Source organism: Arthrobacter sp. 05L428 (assembly GCF_056397665.1).
This window is the reverse complement of record NZ_JBFTNW010000004.1, coordinates 124,336-149,906: the sequence shown is the minus strand read 5'-3', so window position 1 is coordinate 149,906 and position 25,571 is coordinate 124,336. Positions and strand designations below refer to the sequence as shown.

At 67.1% G+C, this 25,571-nt stretch carries 27 protein-coding genes; 17 read left to right on the top strand and 10 right to left on the bottom strand.

Annotated elements, in window-relative coordinates:
• Positions 1-23 precede the first annotated feature (23 nt).
• Both AC1DH3_RS10525 and AC1DH3_RS10520 read left to right on the top strand, forming a co-directional pair.
• Positions 24-1,076, top strand: a complete 1,053-nt coding sequence (locus AC1DH3_RS10525) for a S66 family peptidase (protein WP_476909259.1) — start codon at positions 24-26, stop codon at positions 1,074-1,076.
• Positions 1,077-1,263: 187 nt separating this feature from the next.
• On the top strand, positions 1,264-2,079 hold the full coding sequence (locus AC1DH3_RS10520; RefSeq protein WP_476891947.1) for an MBL fold metallo-hydrolase: 816 nt from the start codon (positions 1,264-1,266) through the stop codon (positions 2,077-2,079).
• 15 nt (positions 2,080-2,094) lie between these two features.
• Here the strand turns inward: AC1DH3_RS10520 and AC1DH3_RS10515 are convergent, their stop codons facing one another.
• Positions 2,095-3,015 (bottom strand): 2-hydroxyacid dehydrogenase, encoded by a 921-nt coding sequence (locus tag AC1DH3_RS10515; RefSeq protein WP_476891946.1) that lies wholly within the window; start codon positions 3,013-3,015, stop codon positions 2,095-2,097.
• Positions 3,016-3,127: 112 nt separating this feature from the next.
• Positions 3,128-3,889, bottom strand: coding sequence for a FadR/GntR family transcriptional regulator (locus tag AC1DH3_RS10510; protein WP_476891945.1), 762 nt, complete (start codon positions 3,887-3,889; stop codon positions 3,128-3,130).
• 140 nt (positions 3,890-4,029) lie between these two features.
• Here AC1DH3_RS10510 and AC1DH3_RS10505 point away from each other — a divergent pair, with 140 nt between their 5' ends.
• Genes AC1DH3_RS10505 through AC1DH3_RS10495 form a run of 3 tightly spaced genes read left to right on the top strand, consistent with a single transcriptional unit; the run spans position 4,030 to position 7,301 of the window.
• Positions 4,030-4,890 (top strand): proline iminopeptidase-family hydrolase, encoded by an 861-nt coding sequence (locus AC1DH3_RS10505; protein WP_476909258.1) that lies wholly within the window; start codon positions 4,030-4,032, stop codon positions 4,888-4,890.
• Positions 4,891-4,926: 36 nt separating this feature from the next.
• Complete coding sequence (locus AC1DH3_RS10500; protein ID WP_476909257.1) at positions 4,927-6,360, top strand: APC family permease; 1,434 nt, start codon at positions 4,927-4,929, stop codon at positions 6,358-6,360.
• Positions 6,357-7,301 (top strand): acetamidase/formamidase family protein, encoded by a 945-nt coding sequence (locus AC1DH3_RS10495; protein ID WP_476891942.1) that lies wholly within the window; start codon positions 6,357-6,359, stop codon positions 7,299-7,301. The genes AC1DH3_RS10500 and AC1DH3_RS10495 overlap by 4 nt, the downstream gene beginning before the upstream one ends.
• A gap of 123 nt (positions 7,302-7,424) precedes the next feature.
• Here the strand turns inward: AC1DH3_RS10495 and AC1DH3_RS10490 are convergent, their stop codons facing one another.
• Complete coding sequence (locus AC1DH3_RS10490; protein ID WP_175322402.1) at positions 7,425-7,586, bottom strand: hypothetical protein; 162 nt, start codon at positions 7,584-7,586, stop codon at positions 7,425-7,427.
• A gap of 167 nt (positions 7,587-7,753) precedes the next feature.
• Here AC1DH3_RS10490 and AC1DH3_RS10485 point away from each other — a divergent pair, with 167 nt between their 5' ends.
• A complete protein-coding gene (locus tag AC1DH3_RS10485; RefSeq protein ID WP_476909256.1) occupies positions 7,754-8,590 on the top strand; it encodes an alpha/beta fold hydrolase in 837 nt (278 codons plus the stop codon).
• Between the two features lie 297 nt (positions 8,591-8,887).
• Positions 8,888-9,361, top strand: coding sequence for a hypothetical protein (locus AC1DH3_RS10480; RefSeq protein WP_476891940.1), 474 nt, complete (start codon positions 8,888-8,890; stop codon positions 9,359-9,361).
• 75 nt (positions 9,362-9,436) lie between these two features.
• On the opposite strand, the gene AC1DH3_RS10475 is transcribed toward AC1DH3_RS10480, so the two are convergent.
• Together AC1DH3_RS10475 and AC1DH3_RS10470 are read right to left on the bottom strand one after the other, a co-directional pair.
• Positions 9,437-9,757, bottom strand: coding sequence for a hypothetical protein (locus tag AC1DH3_RS10475; protein WP_476909255.1), 321 nt, complete (start codon positions 9,755-9,757; stop codon positions 9,437-9,439).
• A 50-nt stretch (positions 9,758-9,807) separates the two neighbouring features.
• Positions 9,808-10,458 (bottom strand): uracil-DNA glycosylase, encoded by a 651-nt coding sequence (locus AC1DH3_RS10470; protein ID WP_476909254.1) that lies wholly within the window; start codon positions 10,456-10,458, stop codon positions 9,808-9,810.
• 89 nt (positions 10,459-10,547) lie between these two features.
• Between AC1DH3_RS10470 and AC1DH3_RS10465 the strand changes: the two genes are divergently transcribed.
• Positions 10,548-11,072, top strand: coding sequence for a DUF488 domain-containing protein (locus AC1DH3_RS10465; protein WP_476909253.1), 525 nt, complete (start codon positions 10,548-10,550; stop codon positions 11,070-11,072).
• 27 nt (positions 11,073-11,099) lie between these two features.
• On the opposite strand, the gene AC1DH3_RS10460 is transcribed toward AC1DH3_RS10465, so the two are convergent.
• Positions 11,100-12,083 (bottom strand): aldo/keto reductase, encoded by a 984-nt coding sequence (locus AC1DH3_RS10460; protein WP_476891936.1) that lies wholly within the window; start codon positions 12,081-12,083, stop codon positions 11,100-11,102.
• A 38-nt stretch (positions 12,084-12,121) separates the two neighbouring features.
• On the opposite strand from AC1DH3_RS10460, the gene AC1DH3_RS10455 reads away from it, so the two are divergent.
• Both AC1DH3_RS10455 and AC1DH3_RS10450 read left to right on the top strand, forming a co-directional pair.
• Entirely contained in the window at positions 12,122-12,283 is a 162-nt protein-coding gene (locus AC1DH3_RS10455; protein WP_441416662.1) for a hypothetical protein, read from the top strand.
• Positions 12,284-12,311: 28 nt separating this feature from the next.
• On the top strand, positions 12,312-13,112 hold the full coding sequence (locus AC1DH3_RS10450; protein WP_476909252.1) for a hydroxypyruvate isomerase family protein: 801 nt from the start codon (positions 12,312-12,314) through the stop codon (positions 13,110-13,112).
• 44 nt (positions 13,113-13,156) lie between these two features.
• Here AC1DH3_RS10450 and AC1DH3_RS10445 read toward each other — a convergent pair whose 3' ends face one another.
• Positions 13,157-15,478 (bottom strand): glycosyltransferase family 2 protein, encoded by a 2,322-nt coding sequence (locus AC1DH3_RS10445; RefSeq protein ID WP_476909251.1) that lies wholly within the window; start codon positions 15,476-15,478, stop codon positions 13,157-13,159.
• A 294-nt stretch (positions 15,479-15,772) separates the two neighbouring features.
• On the opposite strand from AC1DH3_RS10445, the gene AC1DH3_RS10440 reads away from it, so the two are divergent.
• The 3 genes from AC1DH3_RS10440 to AC1DH3_RS10430 all read left to right on the top strand — a co-directional run bounded on the left by AC1DH3_RS10440 (position 15,773) and on the right by AC1DH3_RS10430 (position 18,946).
• Positions 15,773-17,233: a chitinase gene (locus tag AC1DH3_RS10440; protein WP_476909250.1), complete on the top strand. Its 1,461-nt coding sequence runs from the start codon at positions 15,773-15,775 to the stop codon at positions 17,231-17,233.
• Between the two features lie 117 nt (positions 17,234-17,350).
• Positions 17,351-17,830, top strand: a complete 480-nt coding sequence (gene bcp, locus AC1DH3_RS10435; RefSeq protein WP_175322394.1) for a thioredoxin-dependent thiol peroxidase — start codon at positions 17,351-17,353, stop codon at positions 17,828-17,830.
• Between the two features lie 168 nt (positions 17,831-17,998).
• Positions 17,999-18,946, top strand: coding sequence for a hypothetical protein (locus AC1DH3_RS10430; protein ID WP_476891934.1), 948 nt, complete (start codon positions 17,999-18,001; stop codon positions 18,944-18,946).
• A 102-nt stretch (positions 18,947-19,048) separates the two neighbouring features.
• Here AC1DH3_RS10430 and AC1DH3_RS10425 read toward each other — a convergent pair whose 3' ends face one another.
• Entirely contained in the window at positions 19,049-19,897 is an 849-nt protein-coding gene (locus AC1DH3_RS10425) for a class I SAM-dependent methyltransferase (RefSeq protein ID WP_441416657.1), read from the bottom strand.
• Between the two features lie 196 nt (positions 19,898-20,093).
• Here AC1DH3_RS10425 and AC1DH3_RS10420 point away from each other — a divergent pair, with 196 nt between their 5' ends.
• The 3 genes from AC1DH3_RS10420 (at position 20,094) to purM (ending at position 23,384) form a co-directional block, all read left to right on the top strand.
• Entirely contained in the window at positions 20,094-20,420 is a 327-nt protein-coding gene (locus AC1DH3_RS10420) for a hypothetical protein (protein ID WP_441416656.1), read from the top strand.
• Between the two features lie 76 nt (positions 20,421-20,496).
• Positions 20,497-22,218, top strand: a complete 1,722-nt coding sequence (gene purF, locus AC1DH3_RS10415) for an amidophosphoribosyltransferase (RefSeq protein WP_441416655.1) — start codon at positions 20,497-20,499, stop codon at positions 22,216-22,218.
• Positions 22,215-23,384 carry a phosphoribosylformylglycinamidine cyclo-ligase gene (gene purM / locus AC1DH3_RS10410; RefSeq protein WP_441416654.1) on the top strand — a complete coding sequence of 390 codons (1,170 nt, stop codon included), beginning with the start codon at positions 22,215-22,217 and terminating at the stop codon, positions 23,382-23,384. The genes purF and purM overlap by 4 nt, the downstream gene beginning before the upstream one ends.
• Before the next feature lie 2 nt (positions 23,385-23,386).
• Here the strand turns inward: purM and map are convergent, their stop codons facing one another.
• Positions 23,387-24,163 (bottom strand): type I methionyl aminopeptidase, encoded by a 777-nt coding sequence (gene map / locus AC1DH3_RS10405; protein WP_441416653.1) that lies wholly within the window; start codon positions 24,161-24,163, stop codon positions 23,387-23,389.
• 67 nt (positions 24,164-24,230) lie between these two features.
• Here map and AC1DH3_RS10400 point away from each other — a divergent pair, with 67 nt between their 5' ends.
• Complete coding sequence (locus AC1DH3_RS10400; protein ID WP_441416652.1) at positions 24,231-24,533, top strand: helix-turn-helix domain-containing protein; 303 nt, start codon at positions 24,231-24,233, stop codon at positions 24,531-24,533.
• Between the two features lie 28 nt (positions 24,534-24,561).
• Here AC1DH3_RS10400 and AC1DH3_RS10395 read toward each other — a convergent pair whose 3' ends face one another.
• Positions 24,562-25,338 (bottom strand): VOC family protein, encoded by a 777-nt coding sequence (locus AC1DH3_RS10395; protein ID WP_476909249.1) that lies wholly within the window; start codon positions 25,336-25,338, stop codon positions 24,562-24,564.
• Between the last annotated feature and the right edge of the window lie 233 nt (positions 25,339-25,571).

The following is a 25,571-nucleotide window of genomic DNA, read 5'->3' as shown; positions in this document are numbered from 1 at the left end:
GCGCAGTCTGGTTCGATGAGCGGATGGAACATTCGCAGTTGAACGTGCCCGCTCCCAAGCTCTCCGCGGGCGATCGGGTCGCGGTTCTCTCGCCGTCCTTTGCCGCGCCTGGATTCGCCCCTGCCGTGCATGAGCAGGCCATGCAGCGCCTCATTGCGGCCACGGGCCTGATACCGGTGGAGTTCCCAACGACCCGCAAACTCGGATCCCGTCCAGAGGAACGGGCGGCGGACATCAATGCGGCGTTCGCCGATCCCAGCATCCGTGCGATTCTCGCGACCATCGGCGGCGACGACCAGATCACGGTCGTGCCGCATCTGGACGCCGCGGCGGCGGAAGCGGATCCGAAGATCTTCATCGGCTACAGCGACAACACCAATCTGCTCAACTGGCTGTGGTCCCTTGGGATACCCGCATATTACGGCGGTTCCACCCAGGTTCACCTCGGCGCCGGGCCGGGTGCGGACGACGTCCACCTCGCTTCCCTGCGTGCGGCGCTGCTCACCGGAGGCGAACTTGAGGTCACCGATCCGGGGGAATCAGAGGACTTCGGGCCGGATTGGCTCGAGCCACGGGCGCTCGTCGAATACGGCGACCGCGAACCCACCGAACCCTGGACGTGGACGGGTCCGGCACGCACCGTCTCCGGTCCCACATGGGGCGGCTGTATCGAAGTCCTCGACCAGCTGGCCATCGCCGACAGGCTGCCCGCCCTCGACGCACTCCGGGGCAGCATCCTGCTCCTCGAAACCAGCGAACTGCTGGCTCCCGCCGACTGGGTTAAGCGGTGGATTCGAGCGCTCGGCGAGCGTGGCGTCTTGGAGGCAGTCGACGGCGTGATGGTCGCCAGGCCACCCGTCAGCAGCCACGGGCAGATCCCGCCCGCCGTCGAACGGGCTCAGTTGCGCTCGGCACAGCGGGATGTGGCCGCCGCCGAAATCGCACGATACAACCCGGACGCCGTCGTCTGCATCGGGGTCCCGTTCGGGCATACCCGGCCACAGTGGATCATCCCCTATGGCGGTCAGATCCAACTCAACGGCGAAGCAAAGACGATCACCGCGAACTATTCCTAAGCGTCGCGGAGCTCGAAAGTCAGCGACCAAGTTGGCTAAGCGGCGAAGCCCGCGATCCGGGCGTTGGATCGCGTTCATCCTCGCCGGAGCGCCGATCCTGACCGTTCTGCTCTGTAGTCCTTGCGCTCCACCCCCGCCCGGAATACCGTCTCGAGAAGCAGGAGCAACCACGAGCGGAAGGCATGCCGTGCTGAAGCAAGTCGCTGAAGGGGTTTGGGTTCACCAGAGCGAGTTCCTGCAGAGCAACGCCGTCATCGTTCAGGGCCGGGCCGGTGTGCTGCTCATCGACCCCGGGATAACGCGCGGCGAAATGGCGGACCTCGCGGACGACCTTCGCGCGTTGGACCAGCCCGTCGTGGCAGGCTTTTCGACGCATCCGCATTGGGACCACGTGCTCTGGCACCCGGACTTCGGCGACGTGCCACGGTACGCCACGGCCCGCTGCGCGGCACCGATCCAGGACCTGCTGTCGCAGCCGGACTGGAAGGACCGCGTAGCCGGCGTGCTGCCGGCGGACTTCGCCGGGGAGATCCCGCTGGAACTCCTGGGCCTCATCACCGGCCTGCCCGCCGGAACCGCACAGCTTCCCTGGGACGGCCCCAGAGTCCGGATCATCGAGCACCAGGCCCACGCCGCGGGCCACGCCGCGCTGCTGATTGAGGACGGCGGGGTCCTTGTCGCCGGGGACATGCTTTCGGACATCCTGATGCCGTTCCTCGATCTGAAGTCCGCGGATCCGATCGGGGACTACCTCGCCGCCGTGCAGCTCTTCGAGGGCATTACAGGCGACGTCGCCGCCGTCGTCCCCGGCCACGGCTCAGTCGGCGGAGCCGAGCAGCTGCGGGCGCGGCTCCGGCAGGATCGCGCGTATGTGGAGGCCTTGCGGGACGGCGCTGAGCCGAATGACCCGCGGCTGGGCCCCTCGGCTCCCTTGGAATGGCTGGCCGGCGTGCATCAAGGGCAGGTACAACAGCTCGCCCAAAGAAACGGGAAGCCCGAATAGCGGCCCCGCGCTGAGCTACCCGCCGATCACCACGTTCGCCGGCGGTTCGTCCGCGAGCATGAGCTCGATCTGGCGCTGCAGGAGCTTGCCCATCCGTGGGCGCATGGCCGAGGTGGCGCCGCCGATGTGCGGGCTGATGATGACGCCGGGCGTGCCCCACAGCGGGTGGTCCTGCGGCAGCGGTTCGGGGTCGGTAACGTCCAGGGCGGCGCGGATTCGGCCGGAGGCGGTGTGCTTCACCAGGGCACCGGTGTCAGCGACCGGCCCGCGGGCGACGTTGACCAGCAGCGCGCCGTCGGGCATGGCGGCGAGGAAGGCGTCGTCGATCAGGTGGCGGGTGGAGTCGCTGAGCGGGACCACCACCACCACGATGTCGTGCTCCGGCAGCAGGCTGTGCAGTTCGTCGATGCCGTGGATCTGGCCGTGCGCGTCGGACCGCGCCTTGCTGGCCACCCGGGTCACGGTGGTTTCGAAAGCCAGCAGCCGGTCCTCGATCGCCTTGCCGACGCCGCCGTAGCCGACAATTATCACGCGCCGGTCCGCAAGGCTTGCGGTGGGACGGCTCTCCCAGCGGCCCTCCTGCTGGTTCTTCAGCATCCGGGGGAATTCACGCTGGCTGGCCAGGATCAGGGCCAGGGTCAGTTCGGCGGTGGACGCCTCGTGGACGCCCGCGGCATTCGCGAAAACGCGGCCGGCGGGCAGCACCTCTTCGACGCCGTCGTAGCCGATCGACTGGCTCTGCACCAGCCCGGTCTCCACGCCCTCCAGCCCGCGCAGCGCGGACCAGCCGCCCATGTAGGGCGGAACGACGATGTCAATGCTCGGCTGCGGCGCTTCGCCGGACAGGTCCCACTCGAGGACGGTGACATCCGGGTGGGGCTGGAGATATTCACGCAGGGTTGCGTCCGGCAGGCTGACAGTAATTTTCTTCGGCATAGTTGCCAGCCTAGTAGGCCGGCGCGGACGACGGCGGATGACCGCGGCAGGTGACGGCCGCCGTCGTCGTCCGCGACCGTGGTGAGTCACGGGCGCTGAGTGTGGACAGCGCCTAGTTCGAGCCAGCTCTGTTCAGCGCCGCTTCCAGCAACTCGATGTCGATCCGGGCATGCGCTAACCCTATGGCTGCCGCCTCGGCTTGGCGCTGCGCGCAAATAGCCTCAACGAGCCGCTCATGATCGGCTAACGCGCGGAGCTCCATTTCGCGCATGCCCTCAGGGAAACCCCAGAGATGGGCTGGCGCCGCGAGCCCGATCTGCGCTTCGAGCTCTAGGAGAATGCGTTTGAGAGTCAGGTTGTGTGACGCTTCCGCGATAGCCGTGTGGAGCCTCGCGTCGGCCTTTTGGGAGGCGGTGCCCGATTCGGCCCCCCGGTAGGCTTCCAGCCGCTCCCTGAGCACAGCAGCGTCAGCGTCGGTCCGGTTCTCTGCCGCGGCCCGGGCGATCGTGCCGTGAAGGTGGACCATGGCCTCGCAGGTGTCGCGCAGCGATTCCCAGCGGGACGAGAGAGTCCTTTGCACTGACGCGTTGGACGCCGCTGTCCATTGTTCCCGGACGAACGAGCCACCTGCACGGCCCCGCTGTGTCGATAGCAAGCCTTGGTCGACTAGACGGCCAATGGCGGCTCGGACCGTCATCCGTCCCACATGCAAGGACTTTGCCAGGTCGCGTTCCGACGGCAAGCGGGCGCCCGGCAAATATTCGCCTACCGCAATCGCCGTGATTAGCCGGTCGGTGATTTCATCGGCCCGGGACATCGCGGCCAGAGGCATGTCCAGCGACCCTTCGGGCCCGTCATCTTTGCTCTTGCCCATGGCACCAACTTATACATATTTGTAAAAGGTCTTGGAATTGGACCATTAGTGCGCAAGGATGATGCTCACGCCCGACCAAAGGATTTTGCGTGACAACCCTCACAACACATAGAGTCCCCTTCCGCCAGTGGGAGACCTGGGTGGCGATCTTCACCCCGGATCTCCCCCTAGCTGGAGCTCTCCCGCTTATCGTGCTTCACGGCGGACCGGGCATGGCTCATAACTACCTGCAGAACCTGGCGGCCCTGACGGAAACCGGCCGCACTGTCATCCTTTACGACCAGTTGGGCTGTGGAAACAGCTCGCATTTACCCGATGCCCCGGCGGATTTCTGGGTTCCGCAGCTGTTTGTCGATGAGTTCCTCAGCCTCCTTGCGCACTTCCAGATCGAGGACTTCCATCTTCTCGGGCAGTCCTGGGGTGGCATGCTGGGCGCGGAAATCGCCGTGCGACAGCCGCCAGGTTTGGCGAGCCTATCCATCTGCAACTCCCCCGCTTCAATGGGGCTGTGGGCGGACGCCGCCACAGATCTCAGGGAGCGGCTGCCCCGAGGTGTCCAGGATGCGCTGACGTTCCACGAGAACGCGGGCACGGTAACTTCCCCTGCGTACGCTGCTGCCACCATGGCCTTCTACGAGCGCCATGTTTGCCGCACCACGCCTTTCCCAGCAGATTTCGAGGAGAGCGTGGCTCAGATGGAAGCCGAACCGACGGTCTACCACACAATGAACGGCCCCAACGAGTTCCACGTCATCGGAACACTGCGCAACTGGAGCATCGTCGACCGGTTGGAGCGGGTGACCGCCCCGACGCTGGTGGTAGCCGGTGAACATGACGAAGCAACCCCTGCAACCTGGGCACCTTTCATCGCCAATATTCCAGATGTCACCAGCCACGTCTTCGCCGGGGCAAGCCACTGCTCACACCTCGAACAACCCGAGGCTTTCCGGGCCGTCATCGCAGCCCACCTGGCCCGCCACGACCACCACACCCTTGTCTAGGACCACCACAACCACCTCACTCCCAGAAAGAACTCGATGGCAAACTCATCAAGCCCCCCTGAACTCAGCGCCCAACAGCAGCTCGAAGCCTTCGGCTACAAACAGGAACTCAAACGATCGGTTTCCACCACGGATCTACTGGTCTACGGACTCGTCTTCATGGTGCCGATCGCTCCGTGGGCGATCTTCGGCGTCGTCTACAACGCGGCGGGAGGGATGGTCCCGCTCGTATACGTGATCGGCCTTGTCGCTATGATCTTTACCGCCCTCGCTTATCAGCAAATGGCAAAGTCCATCCCGCTCGCCGGCTCTGTGTTCTCCTACGTGGGACGCGGAATCCATCCCACGGCCGGGTTCTTCGCGGGCTGGGCAATCCTGCTGGACTATCTTCTGGTCCCGACGCTGCTGTACGTATTCGCCGCCGAGTCGATGGTGGGGATCTTCCCCGATTCGCCGCGCTGGCTGTGGGCGCTGATCTTTGTGGCGGTCAACACCGTAGTCAACCTGCTTGGCATCAGCTCCATCAAGCGGATGAACCGCATCTTCCTTGCGATCGAACTCATCTTTGTCGTGATCTTCATCGTCATCGCGGTCAATGCCCTGGCCGGACACACCGTCCCCGGGGCCGAGCTGACAATGAACCCGATCTGGGACGCGAGTAAGGTCACGGGCCCGCTGATCGCCTCGGCACTGTCTATCGCAGTGTTGAGCTTCCTTGGATTTGACGGCATCTCGACCATGTCGGAGGAGGCTACCGGCGGCCGCAATGCGACTGGCCGCGCAATGGTTCTGGCACTGTTCCTCGTGGCATTCCTGTTCATCGTGCAGACTTGGCTGGCCAGCGCCCTGGCGGCAGGCCGCCCCTCATTCAACGACGACGAGGTGGGCAACGCCTTCTTCACCATCGTTGAGGCTGCCTCCAACAGCGGCTGGATGACGGCCTTCTTTGTCGTCAACGTGCTCGCGATCGGCGTCGCAAACGCCATGGCGGCGCAGGCCGCCACCTCGCGGCTTCTCTACTCAATGAGCCGAGACCGTCAGCTGCCCAAGTTCCTGTCCCGGATCGATTCCCGCCAGGTACCCCGGAACGCCATCATTATGGTGTCCGCCATCTCGGCGATCCTAGTCCTGTTCTTCGTAGGACAGATCGACGTCATTTCCGCTCTTGTGAACTTCGGGGCATTGTTTGGGTTCCTGCTTCTGCACCTCTCAGTCATCGTTCACTACGTCGTGCGCAAAAAGTCGAAGAACTACCTCCTGCATCTTGCGGTGCCCATCCTGGGCTTCCTGATCATTGGCTATGTCCTGCTCAACGCGGCTCCCGAGGCCAAAATCGGCGGCGCTATCTGGCTCGTGGTGGGCGCTGCTGTCTTCTCCTACTACAAATTCACCGGCCGGACGCCGGACTTGTCGGACGGCAGCAGCGATGATCCAGAGCTCGTCATGAGCGGAAAGGAATCCCAGCCGTGACCGTAACCGCTGATCATTTCCTCGACAAATCCAACGGGAAATTCTCTTTCTCCGCACACGAGGAGCCCGCGCTTCGGATCGCTCCAGGGACCGGCGAGCGGATCGCCTTCGAGACGAACGACGCCGTGTACGCGGAATTGCACGAGCATCACGACCTGGACCAACTTTCCGTGGGCATCAACCCGGTCACGGGACCGGTTTTCGTGGACGGAGCCGAGCCTGGCGATGCCCTGGTCGTCACGATTCACGAGATCCTGCTCAAAGAATTCGGCTGGTCCGTTAGCCTGCCGGGAACGGGAGCGCTGCGCCACGTGATGGGCGAGGAGATGTTCACCCGCCGGATCCCTATCGATGCAGACGGCGTGCACGTGACCGACCGCCACATCTTCGATGCCCAGCCCATGATCGGCTGTATCGGCACGGCACCGGCCGAGGGGGAGAATTCAACTGTCATGCCGAGCTTCGCGGGGGGCGGCAATATGGACCTGACTGGCTGCCGGCCGGGCTCGAAGGTCTACCTTCCCGTCATGGTGGAGGGCGCTTACCTCTCTATCGGAGATATTCATGCCCTGATGGCGGAGGGGGAGTCTTCCTTCGTGGCAATTGAGGCTGAGGGAACAGCCGTCGTGAGCATCGAACTCGCCAAGGCGATGAATCTTCGGGCGCCCAGAATTGAAACCGGCGAGCACTGGATCTTCGTTGGCCTAGGGGACCCTGTGCAGGAAAGCATCACCCGCGGCTACGAGGATATGTTCCACTTCCTCGTCCAAGACCATGGCTGGCAACGGGAAGACGCTTACGCCGTTCTGAGCGCCGTCGGGGACTCCCGGCTAGGCGGTCCGACCGGGTCCTCGACACCGGATCCGCTCCATCCTTTCAGTCCGGTGGGAGCAGTCACCGTCCACCGCCTGCCCAAGAGTGTGCTGAAAGCCCATTCCTGAGTCCAAACCCCGAGAGGCTGAGCCCGGCGCGATACCGCGGCGGGCTCAGCCTCTTAGTCGAAGGGCCGGCGCGGACGACGGCGGCAGGTGCCGGCCGCCGTCGTCGTCCGCGTCCCGGAGTGCCTAGCGGCCGAAGAGCTTGGCGAAGAAGCCGGTCTTGGGCTCGTCTGCGTGGCCCTTGCAGCGGTCGGCGCTCTTGACGCCGCGCATGACCTGGTCCACGTGCTGGCCGCAGCCGGCCCACGTGGTCTTGCCGCACTTCTTGCATGCAACCTGTCGGCACATCTGGTGTCTCCCTTTGTCGGTATGGGTCTACCCCTCCACTATACCCCGGGGGGTATGTTGCGCAAGTTCATGGAACACCATTCCGCCCAAGGGCGTTAGTTTCCTACAGTGGGACCCGTCGACGGGACGCACGCACTGACTTCAGACCGTACCGAGAGGATCGCTTCATGGCATACATCAAGGTTGGAACCGAGAACAGCACCGACGTCGAGCTCTACTACGAGGACCACGGGGCCGGGCAGCCGGTGGTCCTGATCCACGGCTACCCGCTGGACGGCTCGTCCTGGGAGAAGCAGACCGCCGCGCTCCTGGCCGCCGGCTACCGCGTGATCACCTACGACCGGCGCGGCTTCGGCCAGTCCAGCAAGCCCACCGACGGCTACGACTACGACACCTTCGCCGCCGACCTGAACACCCTGATGACCGGCCTGGACCTCAACGACGCCGTGCTGGTGGGCTTCTCGATGGGCACCGGCGAAGTGGGCCGCTACCTCGGCAGCCACGGCTCGGCGCGCGTGGCCAAGGCCGTCTTCCTCGGCTCACTGGAACCGTACGTGCTGCAGACCGAGGACAACCCCGACGGCGTCCCGCAGTCCGTGTTCGACGGCCTGATGGGAGCGGTCACGGCCGACCGCTACGCCTTCTTCACCGACTTCTTCAAGAACTTCTACAACAGCGACACCTTCCTGGGCACACCGCGGCTCAGCGAGGAAGTCATGCGGGCCGGCTGGAACCTCGCCACCGCTGGCGGCCCGACGGCGTCCGCGGCCGCGCAGCCCACCTGGCTCACCGACTTCCGCGGCGACATCCCCAAGATCGACGTCCCGGCCCTGATTGTCCACGGCACCGCGGACCGGATCCTGCCGATCGACGTCACCGGCCGCCGCTTCACCAAGGCCCTGCCGGACGCGGAGTACGTGGAGATCGACGGCGCCCCGCACGGGATGCTCTGGACCCACGCCGCCGAGGTCAACAAGGTGCTGCTGGGGTTCCTGGCCAAGTAGGCCGCAGCGGCGGTTTCCGCGCCGGTTCAGGACGGGCGCACCTCGGGTCCGGGGTGCGCCCGTCCGCGTCCGTAGCGGTTTTCCGGAAGCGTCGGAGGGGCTGGCGCATGCGGGTCCACAGGCGCACGATTAACGTACCGGGAATGCCCTGGCGCAGACGCCCGTTTTAGCACGGGCGAGCTAATCGAAACTGGACGGACGTGCCACCGCGACTGCGGTGCCACCGCGGCGTGATCGTGACAGGCACACGCCGTCCGACCCTCTTGAACCGCATCCTCCAGTAGGAGCACCAAAGAAATGTCCATCACCACATCACCAACCACGTCCCACCCCCGGGCGGCCAAGTTCACCTTGGTCTCGGCCATCACCCTGGGGCTCATCGGCGGCCCCGTCGCCTTGGCCGCACCGGCTGACGCGTCGACCCGCCAGGGTGGCTGCACCGTCGACCCGTTGAGGCCAACCGACCGCAGCCACTGGGTCGATTTCCGCATCAAGGTGGACTGCCGGGACAACAGGACCGTGCAGATAAGGCAGTTGCGCTATGAAGACGAGCGCGGCCGCAGGCACGACGATTTCCTGGGCGGCTCAACGTTCTGGGAGTCCTTCAACCGGCGCCACGAGTCGACGACCGTCCACAGCTACCGCTTCGTCCCTGACCGCCGCGGCGAGGAAAAGGTTTACCAGCTCGTCTCGTTCCGCGTCCGCGTGGGCAACCACTGGTCCAACTGGACCCGCTGGGAGAAGAGCGAGGTGGCAACGCTCCGGCACTGAACGTCTTCCACGAAAGTGCCAATACACCGGAAAGCCAAGGGGTTCCCTTGGCTTTCCGGTGTCCGGGGCTGTGCGCTAGACCTCGTCGTCCCACCCGCCGGCGCCGACGGCGTCTTCCGGCTTGTCGTCCGACGTCGGGTCGCCGGACCCGATGTACGCCGCGGGCACCGTTCCGGCGGCCTGGGTCTGCTGTTCCTCGCGGATGTTGCCGGCGCGGCCCGGCTCGGCGCGGCCCGGCTCGGCGCGGCCCGGCTCGGTGCGGCCCGGCTCGGCGTGCGGCTGGCGGGCCTCGACGTCGTCGGAGTCGCCCTGCTGCTGGCGCTCCTTCGCGGCCTCGGGGTCGCCGGGACCGCGCAGGCCGGCGGGGTCGTTGCTTGGCTCATTCGGATCACTCATTGCACTGCCTTTCATCCGCGGATGGACTTCTTCCACACTAACTTGGAGCCTTACCGGGCGGCGCCGGACGCGATCAGTTCTTCCAGCCCGCGCTTGAACCCGGACCTGCCGCCGTGGGCGGGATGCCTGATTTTCGGCACGTCCAGCCCGCTGCGCTGCAGGCTGCGGTGCGCCACGTTGCCCACGGCCACCACCGTCTCGATCGCAAATTCCTGCTTCAGCGCCTGCCAAAAGGGGGTTCCCAGCGCCGCTTCGGACGCCGTGGGGGTGCGGTTGGACAGGGGCCGCCCGGGCACGTGGGTGTGCCACGGGCAGGCGCTCCAGAGCAGCGGAAGGAACTCCAGCTCGGCCAGCACCTCCCACATCACCGTCGCGGTCGGCTCGGCGGCAATGCCCGCAGCGTCCGGCGGCAGAACGTAGCCCTTGCCCGGTCCGAACAGGCCAAAAGCGTTGGTGGGCCCCTCCAAAATGGGGCGGTTGGTGAACGGAACCCCGGTGATCCGCATGCCCCTGAACCCCGGGGCCTCCCCCACCAGCAGCACCTTGGGCGAACGGTCGCGCAGTTCCTGCAGGTAGATCGCCAGATTGCGCCGGCGCTGCTCATTCGCGGGCTCGCTGTGGGCGAAAAAGTTGGTGCACCCCGGCCCGGTTTCCACGGACGCGAGCCGGTGCACAAAGTCCTCGATGGAGGGTGCAATCATTCCGGGACTGCCCTCCTGGCGGCTCGCGGGTCACCCAGGCTATCCGCGGAACTTCCGCGCGGGCGCCGGTGCCGACCTAGCATGGGGACATGACGGACACGACCATCTTTACGGTGGGGCACTCCACTCACCCCATCGACGAATTCATCGGCATCCTCAAGGCCCACGGCATTAAGAAGCTGATCGACGTGCGCACCGTCCCGAAGTCGCGGCACAACTCGCAGTTCAACGCGGACGCACTCGCCGCGAGCGTGCGGGCCAACGGCATCACCTACCGGCGGATGGAATCCCTCGGCGGTTTGCGGCACACCACCAAGGACAGTGCCAATGGCGCCTGGCGCAACGCCTCGTTCCGGGGCTACGCGGACTACATGCAGACCGAGGAGTTTTCCGCCGCCGTCGGCCAGCTGCTGGCGCGCGGGCGGAGCAACGATGCGGCGATCATGTGCGCGGAAGCCGTCCCATGGCGCTGCCACCGTTCGCTGATCGGTGACGCGCTCCTGGTCCGCAATGCCGAAGTGCTGGACATCATGACGGCGAAGTCCGCCAAACCACATACCCTGACCTCGTTCGCCCGCGTCGACGGCCACCGGGTCTGGTACCCGGCGGAGTGACAGCCGGGGCGCCAACCGGACCGCCCCCTACCAGCGCGGGTGGACGGATTCGCGGAAGTAGCGGTCGTAGATTTCGTGGACGCCGACGTCGAAAGTTGAGTCAATGCCGCTGACCGACGCCGCCTCGGCGTTCGCGCGGGCCTGCTCGACGTTCCGGGCCCCCGGGATCACCGTGCTGACGCCCTCCTGCGCCGCGATCCAGGCGAGGGCCGCCTGGGCGGTGCTGACGCCGTCGGGCACCAGTTCCTGGAACTCGGCCACCGCCTTGAGTCCCTCCCCGAAGTCCACGCCGGAGAAGGTCTCCCCCACGTCGAACGCCGCGCCGGCGCGGTTGTAGTTCCGGTGGTCGTCCGCCGCGAAGGACGTGTCCGCCGTGTACTTGCCGGAAAGCAGCCCCGAGGCGAGCGGCACGCGGGCGATGATGCCGACGCCGGCGGCCACCGCCGCGGGCAGCACCTCGTCCAGCGGCTTGAGCCGGAAGGCGTTGAGGATGATCTGCACGGTGGCGGTGCCGTCGTGGCGCATGGCCTCGAGGGCTTCGTCAGCCCGTTCCACGCTGACGCCGTAGTTCCGGATGGCACCCTCGGCCACCAGGGTGTCCAGCGCGTCGTACACCTCGGCGTTGCTGTAGACGGCGGTGGGCGGGCAGTGCAGCTGGACCAGGTCGAGCTGCTCGACGCCGAGGTTCCGCCGGGACCGGTCCGTCCATTCGCGGAAGTTGGCGAGGTTGTAGTTTTCCGGCCGCTGCTCCATCCGGCGGCCCATTTTGGTGGCCACCGTGATGTCCAGGCCGGGGTTGTCCGCCAGGAAGGCGCCGATGGCCTGCTCGCTGCGGCCGTCGCCGTAGACGTCCGCGGTATCGAAGAACGTGACGCCGGCTTCCGCGGAGGCGGCCAGGATGGCCTGCGCCTGCGCCGGGTCCACGTTGCCCCAGTCCGCTCCGAGCTGCCAGGTGCCCAGCCCGATGATAGAGACGTTCCGACCGGTCTTGCCCAAGATTCTTTGTTCCATGATCCGACTATAGGGTGTTGCCTTGCTAGCCTGAGGCTGTGAAGTACGAGAGGCTGTGGATCGGAATGCTGGTTGGCGCCGCCCTCGGCTTTGCCATCGGCGTGGCCACGGCCGACAAGCCTTTTACCGGGCTCCTGATCGGGGTGGCCGTCGGGGCGCTGATCGGCCTGGCTGCCCGCAAGGACCCCACGAAGCGGTAGGGCCGCTCCTGCATCTGAAGGAACCCTCATGACCTTTTCGGTGAACTGCTCCATCATGCTCGCCGAGCTGCCGCTCCTGGAGCGCCCGGCCGCGGTGAAGGCTGCCGGTTTTGACGCCGTCGAGTTCTGGTGGCCGTTCGCCAGCTCCGTCCCGGGCGACGCCGAGCTCAGCCGCTTCGAGCACGCGATCACGGACGCGGGGGTCCAGCTGGTCGGCCTGAACTTCAACGCCGGCGACATGCCCGCCGGCGACCGCGGCCTGGTGTCCTGGCTTGGCCGGTCCGACGAGTTCCGGGACAACATCGATGTGGTGGCCGGCATCGGCGGACGGCTCGGCTGCACGTCCTTCAACGCTCTCTACGGCAACCGGCAGGCGGGGCACGCCCCCGAGGCCCAGGACGAACTGGCAGTCCGGAACCTGGCCGCGGCGGCCGCGGCGGTGGCCCGCATCGGCGGCACCGTGCTGCTTGAACCCGTCAGCGGCGCCCCGGACTACCCGCTCCGCACCGCCGACGACGCCCTCCGGGTCATCGCCAGGGTGAAGGAGGAAACCGGTGCCGGGAACATCAGGCTGCTCGCCGACTTCTATCACCTCTCGGTCAACGGTGACGACGTCGACGCCGTGATCGAAGCCCACGCCAAAGACTTTGGCCACATCCAGATCGCTGACGCCCCCGGCCGAGGAGCCCCCGGGACCGGTCAGTTGCCTCTGGCGGCATGGACCGCCCGCAGCCGCGAACTCGGTTACGCGGGCCGCATCGGCCTGGAATACCAGGCGCCCGCGGCCACGGCGTTCGACTGGGCCCGCCGGCAACCCGCGGCCCGCTGAGGGACCGACGTCGGGCAAGCCGGCACCGCGACGGCGCGCCGCCCTTAGCGCGTTCCGGCCCGCTTGCGCCGGTCCTTGCCGCCGCGGAGGTCGCGGTTGAGGCGGCGGTCGCCGTAATAGAGGATTCCCTCCCAGTTGACCTCTTCGGGCGTCTTGGGAACGATGCTGGGAGCCGCGGGGGCGGCCTGTTTTGGCTTGATGTAGAGCCAGTTGAGGACTCCGAGCCAGATGTCCACAACCGAGTTCCGCAGCCCGATGTAGGCGCGGATGGCGTACGCGGCCATAACGGCGTTGAAGGCAGCGAAGGCGGCATTGGTCCAGTTTTGCTGCATGGCATCGCGCCAGACCGTGAATAGGGAGAACGCGACAATGGCGTACGGCGCCAAAACGTAGATCGCCGGGGCGGCCGTCCGGTCCTTGACCTTGGGGGTCCGCGCAAACGGGATCTTGTCACCCGTCACGGCCTGCTGCAGTGATTTCATGACGCCGGCGAGGTTCACCGGCATCAGCACCAGATTGAACCCGTAGATCCGGAAGATGTCGCTGAAGCGGTGGCCGGATTCACGCAGGTCGCTGCCCATGGCCAGGAAGTATGGCAGGGCCGCCGCAAAGACCAGCGGGCTCAGTAGCCTGCTGTCGTAGGGGTAAGCCAGCAGGAACAGCAGCCCGAAGCTCGCCCAGGTGATCGACGCCATGTAGTTGACGCGGAGCATGATTTCCCGGCTACGCATGGCCTGGTCGGTGCCCCGGCGGTGCCGGATCGTGTCCCAGAGTTTCGGCAGGATCAGGAGGCCGCCGTTGGCCCACCGACGACGCTGGACCACGAGGGAACCAAAATCCGGGGGCGTTGCGCTGTAGCTCAACCGTTCCGGATAGTTGACGAGTTCCCAGCCCTCGCGGCCCAGGTCCACACTCGATTCGGTGTCTTCGATCACGGTCCGGTCCTGGATATAGGTCCGCACTTCGAACCCGCCTTCGGCGGAGACTTCCACGATGTCTTCCAGCGCGACCTTGCGGATGACGGCGTTGGCGCCGACCCAGAACGTGGACCCGTACCGCGTCATGCCCTGGTGCTGGACGTGCTGGAGGTCGGTGGTGGCGCCGGCGACACGTTCGATCCGGGTGGGCGCGCCCCTGAAGGACGAATATGGCGTCTGGGTCACGGCCACCCGCTCGTTTCCGGGCGACTCCAGGAAGTGGACCAGGCGCAGGCAGTAGTCCCGCAGCAGCAGCGAATCGGCGTCCAGGGTCAGGACGTAGGTGCTGTCCTCGACGATGAGGTCATCGCCAGCCGGCACGGTGGACGGCCGGAGCACGGTGCCGTCGGCGGTGTGTTCGCTCCGCCAGCGGTGTCCCATCAGGCTCAAGTAAGCGTTCAGGTTCATGGCCTTGTTCGCCTCGTGCGACAGGCTGGCGTACTTCTTGCGCTCGAACGTGGAGACGCGGGCGTTGAAGATCCAGGTCAGCCGGGCGTACAACTCCCGCATGCGGGGCACCTCCGGCTCCGTGCCCTGCGCCTGTGCCGCGTGGAGGGCCGTCAGGACGAGCCGCAGTTCACGGGCGAGGCCCATGAGGACGAGGTCCACGAAGAACTCATCGACGTGGTCATCCACCCGTTCCGTCTCGGCCATGCCCTCGATCCAGTCCGCGGCGTACTCGTACTCAGCGATGAGCGCCGGCAGCCCGCCCGCGGCCTTGCCCTTGCTGGCGCGGAGGTTGAACGCGTCGCTCGCGGCGTTTAGGCGGCCGGCCGGCTCGTGGAGGGCCCGGTTAATACCGGCGGCGAGCTCCCGTGTCGCCTGCAGCCGCTCCTGGTCCTGCGGGTCCGCGGGGAACGGCGGGTCGTCGAGCAAGAGGACGACGGACAGGTCCGGGAATTCCTGCAGCGCGGCGGACCACAGCGTGGCCCGGACAACCTGCGGCTCCTCGGCATACGAGGGCACAAGCACGGTGACGGCCTTGTCGTAATCGACGAAATGGCGGTCCAGCTCGCCGCGGGGAACCCTGCGGTGCTCACGGAACCGGTTCAGCGCACCCTGCCGGGCCAGGAGGTACATCAGGGCAGAAAACGTCAGGAATGTTACGACGACGACATACGACACCGCTTCTGCCCGGAATCTGAATCCCGCCGTCGGGTCATTGACCAGCGCCCTGAGCACTGTGGTCACCACATAGCCGACCCAGGCCAGCACCGTAACAAGAATGCCGACCCTGCCGAGAATAATTTTCCGGCGCGAGGGTTCGGGGTGCACGATTGCCAACGGCTCCGAGCGCCGTTCCGCACCCCATTGGCGCTTACGGCTCTTTGCACTCTCGTCATCGGCCGTAATTTCATCCGGCCGCGAATTGGCCAAAAGGTTAGACATGCATCCCCATCCACGTCATGCGTGCCCCCAGCGGACACACAGGAGGTCATCCTCCCGTCAAATCGGGTCCTGACCTGCCCTTATACTAAGCGCACGACCCCTAACTATTTACCAGTGATCATCAGATGGCTGGAAAGTACTTCGATGGGCCGCGATCCACGCGGCCGGGGCAGTAAAAACGTTGACAAGTAGTGGGGTATACCTGTGTCGAACCGCTTTCCCGGGCGCCGCCTTTCCAAATTGCGGCTCGGAATTCTGCTGCTTGTTGTCGCTGCCCTTACGGGTGGCTCTATTTTGGGACTTCGCTCATTCCAGGACGCAAACGCGGCCTCCTCAATTCCTTCGGTCTTCTCCGGCTATGTGGATGTGACGGCCACGCCGCGGTACTCGTTTGAGTCCGCGGCCACTCCCGAGGCCAAGAGCGTGGTCCTGTCGTTCATTGTTTCTGACAAGGGTGACCCCTGCGCGCCGTCGTGGGGCGCCGCCTACAGCCTTACTGCGGCCGAAGCAGAGCTGGATCTGGATCGGCGGATCGCCCGGCTTCGGCAGTCCGGCGGAGCCGTGTCCATTTCCTTCGGCGGCGCCATCAACACCGAGCTGGCCGTTGGGTGCACCGATCCGGCCCGTCTCACCGGCGCCTACCGCGATGTTGTGGAGCGCTACGACGTGAGCTCCATCGACCTCGACATCGAGGGCACCGCCCTTGCCGACACAGCCTCAGTCGACCGCCGGGCCCAGGCCGTGGCGGCGCTCCAGGCGGACCGGAAGAAGATGGGAAAGACTCTCGATGTGTGGCTGACCCTCCCGGCCGATCCGGCCGGGCTGACCCAGACAGGGCGCGACGTCGTCGCACGGACGCTTCGCGCCGGCGTCGACGTCACCGGCGTCAACATCATGACCATGGACTTTGGCGGCAGCAAGCCGGCCGGCCAGTCCATGTATGACGCGTCCGCGTCCGCAGCGGAGGCGGCGCACGCCCAGCTGCAGACCCTGTACCGCGCGAACGGCCAGGACATCGGATCGGACACGGCCTGGCGCCGGCTCGGGATCACCCCGATGATCGGACAAAACGATGTTGCGGGAGAAGTCTTTACGCTCGACGACGCGTCCGCGCTCAACGCCTATGCCAAGTCCAAGGGCGTGGGCCGGGTGTCCATGTGGTCGCTCAACCGCGACCGTACCTGCGGGAGCAACTACCCGAACGTGGCTAAAGTCTCCGACAGCTGCAGCGGCATCAACCAGGGCGACGCGCTGTTCTCCACCGTCCTGGGTGCGGACGTGATCCCCACGGGTTTCGCCGCCGCCCAGACCGCGCCGCCGTCCGCCAGCCCCAGCCCCACCGTCACGGATGACCCCTCCACCAGCCCGTATCCGGTCTGGAACGAGTCGGCCCGCTACGTTGGTGGCGACCGGATCGTGTGGCACGGCAATGTCTACGAGGCCAAGTGGTGGACCCAGGGCGACAGCCCGGACAACCCCGTGGACCAGGGCGCCACGGTTCCCTGGAAACTCATCGGCCCCGTGCTTCCCGGCGACCGCCCCAGCCCTCGGACCACTGTCGCCGCCGGCACGTTCCCGGAATGGTCCTCGACGACGGTCTACAAACGCGGCTCGCGGATCCTGTTCGACGGCTACGCCTTCGAAGCCAAGTGGTGGACACAGTCGGACAGCCCTCAGGCCATGCTCGAAGGCGCGCCAGACTCGCCCTGGATGAAGCTGACACCAGCCCAAATCCAGTCCCCCGCGGCAAAGTAGCCGGGGTGGTCGGCCGGCGCGCAATGTCCGCGGCGGCCCAGCGGAATACCGGATCCGCCCGGAATGTTGTGCATCACAGACCAACTTCCAGCCGCCCTCCAAGCGAAGGACTCTCCCATGAGCCAGAACCTCACCGTCAAGCTTCAGCCCGGAACCCCGGCCCCCGATTTCACGCTGCCCGACGCCGAGGGCAAGCCGGTTTCCCTGGCCGACTACCGCGGCAAGAACGTCATCGTGTACTTCTACCCGCAGGCCGCCACCCCGGGCTGCACCACCGAGGCCTGCGATTTCCGCGACAGCCTGGCCTCCCTGCAGGGCTCCGGCTATGAAGTCCTGGGCATCTCCCCGGACGCTCCCGAGGCACTGGCGCACTTCACCGGCGACTTCGCCCTGACCTTCCCGCTGCTGGCCGACGAGGACCACGCCGTGGCCCTCGCCTACGGCGCCTGGGGCGAGAAACTGGTCCGCGGCGAGATCACCGAGGGCATCGTCCGCTCCACCGTCGTCCTCGATCCCGAGGGCAAGGTGAAGCTGGCGCAGTACCAGGTCAAGGCCGAGGGCCACGTCGCCGCGCTCAAGGACGAACTCGGCGTCTAGGAATTCCGCCGCGGCCCAGGAAATCCGCACCGGTTTCGGACAGGCGCGCACCTAATCCGGCCTGCCTGCGTCCGAAAGCGCAGCGAAAATCCGCAGCCACAGCCGGACTTGTCCACATCCGCCGTCGTGCCCGTTGCCGACGACCGGGCGGCCGGAGAGCATCGGGGCATGGAACTTCCCCGACTCATTCTCAGCAGCGACTCGGCACGGCTCGGCCGGGACGCGCGCGAGCTGTGCCGCCGGGCCGCGGCGGGCGAGCTGCGCCGCATCAGGCGGGGCGTCTACGTTCAGTCGGTGGCATGGGACGCGCTGCCGAGCTGGAACCGGTACACGCTCCTCATCCAGGCGGCCGCGTCGACGCTGCAAAGCCGTACCGTGTTCTGCCGGAAGTCCTCGGCCGCGCTGTGGGACCTTCCGGTGCTGGGGCGCCCCACGCTGGTGCATGCCTGCACGTCCGACGACGGCGGCGGCCGCTCGCGGGCGGGTGTCCGGCGGCATTACACCGATCCGCTGACCCTGCAGGTCGAAGAGCGCCGGGGGCTGCTGGTCACGGGGCGGCTCCGGACCGTCCTGGATCTGGCGGCGTTCGAGTCATTTGAACAGGCCGCCGCTGCGCTGGACCACGTGCTGCGTCCGCAGCCGGGGCTGCCCGCTCTGAGCAAGGAGGAGCTCGACGGCGGCATCGGAGCCGATTACAGCGCGGCAGCGGTGCGCAGAATCCGGGCCGCGATCGACTTCGCAGACCCGGCATCGGGATCACCCGGCGAATCGGTGAGCCGTGCCCTAATGTATCGGCTGGGCTTCGAGCCCCCTCGGCTGCAAACCCCCATCCGCGATGCCCGCGGACTGGCCGCCTACACGGACTTCGAATGGCCGGAGCAGGGGCTGTGCGGGGAATTCGACGGCCTGGTCAAGTACCAGAAAGCCGAATACCTGCAGGGACGGACCACCTCCGAAGTCGTCATCGACGAGAAGGCCCGCGAGGACCGGATACGCGCCACCGGCCGGCGGGTTATCCGTTGGACCTGGACCGAGATCTCCGGGCCGGCGAAATTCGCCGCGTTTCTCACTTCCCACGGGGTCCCGAGGCTGACCAAGCCGGCCTGCCGCCGGTGATGGCGCGCCGGCATCGGAAATCCGCGCCGGTTCCGGTCAGCCGCTCCCCGGATCCGGGGCGCACCAGTCCGAAACCGGCGCGGAAACGCCGCGGCCCAGGGCCTACGCCTTGGTGCCCCCCACGATCGTCGCCGCTGACCGGAGCCTGAGCGCGCCCTGGTGCTCGTAGCGTCCCAGCAGCTGGAAGACATCGGAGCGGATCAGCGCCCGCGCTTCCTTGTCCGCCTTCGCCAGGCCCGTGGCCACCGTGGCCGCGATATCAGTGATGAATTCCCAGTAGCTGTCCGGGGAGTCGTGCACCAGGTCCGTGCTGACCTTGTGCTCGGCCACGTCCACCAAGCCGGCATCCCGGAACAGCCGGGTCATGAAGCCGGGCGCGGAGCAACGGAACAGCCCCGGCATGACATCGGGCCGCCGCGGCAGCTCCGCATGCTGAGCGAGTGAGCCAAGGACGAGGGCGGCCCAGGGGTTTTCCGCGGTCCGGCCCCAGACGGCCGCGCTGATCCTCGCCCCGGGCTTGGCCGCCCGCACCATTTCCCGCACGGCGCCCCGCATGTCGGGAAAGTAGTTGAAGCCGAAACGGCACAGGACGGCGTCGAACGTCGCGTCCTCGAAGGGCAGCTCCGCGGCATCACATACGTTGAAGCTCACATTGGCCAGCCCTTGGGCGGAGGCCTTCTCCTCGGCCACGTGCAGCATGCCGGCCGAGATGTCGGTGAGCACCACCTCGCCGTCGGGCACCAGGGCGGCCGCCGTGAGCCCGGGCTCGCCGGTGCCCGACGCAACATCGAGCACAATCGAGTCCGGTCGGAGCCGTGCGTCCTTGATCACGGCGTCGCCGAAAGGGCGTTGCCAGCCGAGCAGTTCCGCGTCCCACTTTTTCCAGCCTGCCGCGAACTGGTCCCAGATGATGCGCTGCCGGTCCCGGATACTGTCCGCTGCAACTGCCATGGTAGGTCCTTAAAAGTCCGGACCGCACCCTCCCCCACCCCCTAGTGTGCTCCGCCGCCCGAGTTCCCGCTAGGGTCCCGGATTTCCGCCACGGAATCGGTCCTCCGCGCCGCGGATCCCCACAGCGGCGGTCCGCAAACGGCGCGAAAATGCCCGGCGAAAAAGCAGCGCCCGCGCGGGCAGTAGGCTTAACGGCATGGCTCCTGAAGACACCCCCGTTGCGCCCGAACGCCGCTCCGTCACCGTCCGCCGCGCTCCGAGATACGTCCCGTTCCTGATCCTGGGCGGCCTGCTGGGCGTCGTAGTGGCCGCCGTTATCGCTTACGGCCTGCCGGCCGACGAGGGCTACGACGCCAACTCCGTCTTCGGCTTCTTCCTGACCTTCTGCATCGCGGGCGGGGCCATCCTGGGCGCCGCCGTCGCACTGGTGCTGGACCGGCTGAGCGTCCGCCGCGCCGAGCGCGCCGTCGTCGAGTCCGTCCCGGACTCTGTTCCGGACACCGACGGCGAGGACCGCGCCTAAGCAGGCGAAGGCCGGCCGGCAGGTCATAAACCGGCCTCCGGAAAAGTCCTAGCGCACAACGTGAGATAATCGACCAGTGGCACGCGGCGATGGAAAACTTTCTCATGACCTTCTCTCTGGCGAAAAAGGCCCGCAGGACGCATGTGGCGTCTTCGGGGTCTGGGCTCCCGGCGAAGAGGTAGCAAAACTCACCTATTACGGGCTGTACGCGCTGCAGCACCGCGGTCAGGAGTCGGCTGGTATTGCCACCAGCGACGGCAAGCGGATCAACGTCTACAAGGACATGGGGCTCGTGTCCCAGGTCTTCGACGAGACCACGCTGAACACCCTGACCGGGCACCTGGCCGTCGGCCACTGCCGCTACTCCACCACCGGCGCCAGCCACTGGGCCAACGCCCAGCCCACCCTCGGCGCCACCGCCACCGGCACGGTCGCCCTGGCGCACAACGGCAACCTCACCAACACCGCCGAGCTCAAGGCCATGATCGTGGACCGCAACGGCGGCCAGCTCACCGGCGAAATGAAGCAGGGCAACACCTCGGACACCGCCTTGGTCACGGCCCTGTTGGAGGGCGAGGAGGGCAAGTCCCTCGAACAGACCTCGCTGGAACTGCTGCCCAAGATCAAGGGCGGCTTCTGCTTCGTCTACATGGACGAAGGCACCCTCTACGCTGCCCGCGACACCTACGGCATCCGCCCGCTGGTCCTGGGCCGGCTGGAGCGCGGCTGGGTGGTGGCGTCCGAGCAGTCCGCCCTCGCCACGGTCGGCGCGAGCTTCATCCGCGAGATCGAACCGGGCGAATTCATCGCCATCGACGAACAGGGCGTCCGCTCCCAGCGCTTCGCCGAGCCGACGCCGGCCGGCTGCGTCTTCGAGTACGTCTACCTCGCCCGCCCGGACGCCGCGATTGCCGGCCGCTCGGTGTACGAATCCCGCGTGGAAATGGGCCGCCAACTGGCCCGCGAGAACACCCAGGAAGCGGACATCGTCATCCCCGTGCCGGAATCCGGCACCCCGGCCGCCGTCGGCTACGCCGAGGAATCCGGCATCCCGTTCGCGCACGGCTTCGTCAAGAACGCCTACGTGGGCCGCACCTTCATCCAGCCCTCGCAGACGCTCCGCCAGCTCGGCATCCGGCTCAAGCTCAACGCCCTGGAGTCTGTAATCCGCGGCAAGCGCGTGGTGGTGGTGGACGACTCGATCGTCCGCGGCAACACCCAGCGCGCCATCGTGCGGATGCTCCGGGAAGCCGGCGCCGCGGCCGTGCACATCAAAATTTCCTCCCCGCCGGTGAAGTGGCCCTGCTTCTACGGCATCGACTTCGCCTCCCGCGCTGAGCTGATCGCCAACGGCGCCACGATCGACGAGATCTCCCAGGCCATCGGCGCGGACTCGCTCGCGTACATCTCCGAGGACGGCATGATCGGCGCCACCCGGCAGCCGCGCGAACGCCTGTGCACGGCCTGCTTCACCGGGCAGTACCCGATCGAGCTGCCCGGCGCCGACAAGCTCGGCAAGAACCTGCTGGAGCGCCCCGACTCTGTCGGACAGCCTGTCGGACTGCCCGCCACGGCGGCCCCCGCAGCGCCCGGGAGCGCGGCCGCCGGGATTCCCGCGGCCGACGCTGCCGCCAACGCGGCGTCCGACGCCGCCATCCCGGCCGACGAGGATCCGGCTGAGAAGGCCGGCGCCACGGGTTGCGATCCGGGGCCCGACGCCGAGTTCGAAGAACTGCTCACCGACGCCGACCGCGTACCCGCCGACAAGCTTGATGCCGACAAGAAAGAGCCAGTATGACTTCCGCCTCCACGGCCGCTGACATGAACGACGCCCAGAACACCGGCATCACCTACGCCTCCGCCGGCGTCGACGTCGAAGCGGGCGACCGCGCCGTCGAACTCATGAAGGACGCCGTCAAGGCGACCCACAACTCCTCGGTGATCGGCGGTGTTGGCGGCTTCGCCGGCCTGTACGACGTCTCCAAGCTGCTCACCTACAAGCGGCCGCTGCTGGCCACCTCCACCGACGGCGTCGGCACCAAAGTCGCCATCGCCCAGGCCATGGACATCCACGACACCATCGGTTTCGACCTCGTGGGCATGGTGGTGGACGACATCGTGGTGGTGGGCGCCGAGCCGCTCTACATGACCGACTACATCGCCTGCGGCAAGGTGGTCCCGGAGCGGATCGCCGACATTGTCCGCGGCATCGCGGCCGCCTGCTCGGTCGCCGGTACCGCCCTGGTGGGCGGCGAAACCGCCGAGCACCCGGGCCTGCTCGGTGAGCACGAGTACGACGTCGCCGGTGCCGCCACCGGCGTGGTCGAGGCCGACTCGCTGCTGGGTCCGGAGCGCGTACGCGCCGGCGACGTGGTGATCGGCATGGCCTCCTCCGGCCTGCACTCCAACGGCTACTCGCTGGTCCGGCGCGTCGTCAACCACGCCGGCTGGGCCTTGGACCGCCACGTCTCCGAATTCGAGCGCACCCTGGGCGAGGAGCTCCTGGAGCCCACCCGGGTGTACGCCGCGGACTGCCTGGATCTGGCCCGCACGTTCCCGGTGGACGGCTCCGCTGCCGGCCGGGCCGTGCACGGCTTCAGCCACGTCACCGGCGGCGGACTGGCCGCCAACCTGGCCCGTGTCCTGCCGCAGGGCCTGCTGGCCACAGTGGACCGCGCCACCTGGGAGCTGCCGCCCATCTTCAAGCTGGTCTCCGAGCTGGGCAACGTCCCACTGGCCGACCTCGAGCGCACCCTCAACGTGGGCGTCGGCATGGTCGCGATCGTCTCCCCCGAGGCCGCCGACGCCGCCGTGAACCACCTGAATGCCCGCGGCTTGCCGTCGTGGATCATGGGCACCGTCGGGGAAAACTCCGACTCGGTTCTCAAGTCCGGCCCGGACTACGTCCAGGGCGCCAAGGGCGTCGACGGCGGCGCCGTCCGGATGGTCAACGCCTACGCCTAGCCTTACTGCTGCGTCGGCAGCGTAAGGATTTCGGCGCCGTCGTCGGTAATCGCGATGGTGTGTTCGCTGTGCGCGGTCCGGCAGCCGGTCGCGCTTCGGAGGGTCCACCCGTCGGCGTCGGTGACGAGCTTGGCGGTGTCCGCCATGACCCACGGTTCCAGCGCGAGCAGCAGCCCGGGGCGCAGGGTGTAACCCCGGCCTGGCCGGCCGGTGTTGGGAACATGCGGGTCCTGGTGCATCGTCGATCCGATGCCGTGCCCGCCGAACTCCGTGTTGATCGGATACCCGGCCTCGCTGAGGACCGCGCCGATGGCATGGGAGATGTCCCCGATGCGGGCTCCCGGTCCGGCCGCGGCTATCCCGGCGCTCAGTGCGCGTTCGGTGGCGTCGATCATGGCGACACTCCCGGCCGGCCGCGTCCCACCCACGATGAAGCTGATGGCGGAGTCCGAGGCCACCCCGTCCTTGGCGACGGCGAGGTCCAGAGTCAGCAGGTCCCCGTCGGCCAACGCGTAGTCGTGGGGGCGTCCGTGGAGGACGGCGTCGTTGACGCCCGTGCAGATGTAGTGGCCGAACGGCCCGCGCCCGAACGACGGCGCGTAATCGACGTAGCAGGACTCCGCCGCGGCGTCGGCGATCAATTCCGACGTCCACCGGTCGATGTCCAGCAGGTTGGTGCCGATGGAGCTCCGCGATTTCAGCGTCTGCAGGATGTCTGCGACCAGGCGGCCCGTCACTTTCGCACGCGCCAACTCGGTGTGGTTCAGGAACTCGATCATGTGACGCCCTTTCGTCTAAAACCAATAACTATACCGGTCATATTATCCCGGTATTAGAATTGGATCCATGGTCAGATTGCCGCTCACATCCGCTGAAGTCGAGCGCGGACAGCGCCTCGGTGTCCTGCTGCGCCGCGCGAGGGGTGACCGCTCCATGCTTGAAGTTGCCCTCGATGCGCGCGTCTCGCCCGAAACCCTTCGAAAGATCGAGTCTGGCCGCGTGGCCACGCCGGCCTTTCCGACCATCGCCGCGATCGCCGGCGTCCTGGGCCTCTCCCTCGATGCCGTGTGGGCCGAGGTGAGCCCGCCCGGGTCCGGCGATGAAGCTGCGGGCCCTGGCAGCACCGCACGCGCGCGGCTTGCCTCGTAGGCGTTCCGGCTCTCTTTCGGGGGCCCGGCTAAACCTCCAGCACGCTGAACACGCCGCCCTGCGGGTCCCGGAGCGTCGCAATGGCACCGGCTTCATCGTCCGCCGGTTCAATGAGGACGACGCCGCCCGCAGCGCGCGCCGTCGCCACGGCTTCGGCGACGCTGGGAACCCCGAAATACACCTGCCAGCCCGGCTCAAGGTTGCGCTCGGCCGCGGGCACGGTGGCGATCCCGGCGACCTCTGTGCCGTCCACCATCAGGGTCGTGTACGTTCCTCCGTCGTCCTGCGGGTACTCGGTCACCTCGTGGCGGAATAGCTGCTGGAAGAACCCGACGGCGGCCTCCGGCTCGGGCGTGAGCAACTCGACCCAGGCCAGGGCGCCCGCTTCCTCGCTCCGCGCCGTGCCGAAGTGCGTGCCGGCCTGCCAGGCGCCCGTGGTCCCTCCGCCGGGCGGGGCGAAGAAGACCATCACGCCGGTTCCGTCCACAGCTTCCGGCCCAAACTCGAGCACCCCGCCGGTGTGCGGCAGTTCGGCGGCGAGCCCGGCGGCGTCGTCGACGGCGAAGTAGACGTTCCACTGTCCCGGGGCCGCCGCCCGCTGCTGCTGCGGGTTCTGCGGCGCGATGACGGTAACCAGTTCCTGGCCCAGAAACGCCTGGGCGAAGCTGCGTCCGTCGGGGGTGGGCTGGTCCTCGTACCGCCAGCCGAAGATGGCGGCGTAAAACTCCTTGGCCGCAGCCACATCGGACGTCTGGAGATCGGCCCAGCAGACCTCGCCTTCGGCATACCCCGAACGAATCGCCATGGAAAGTCCTTCCCAGAGAAATGCCGGACAGCCCGGCAAGTCCAAACTAGCCCGGGGCGCGTGGCCCAGCAACCGATCCTCGCCCGCCGTTTCGATGGTTCCCTGCCTACAAGTCGTTTAGAAGCATCGACTGGGCGCGGAACCGTCTAAACGGCGGTTCAGCGGCGGGGGCAGCGGGGCCGGCACCGGAGGGAGGGCGGCAGGGGCGGGTGGTTGCCGGACGCAAAAAACCC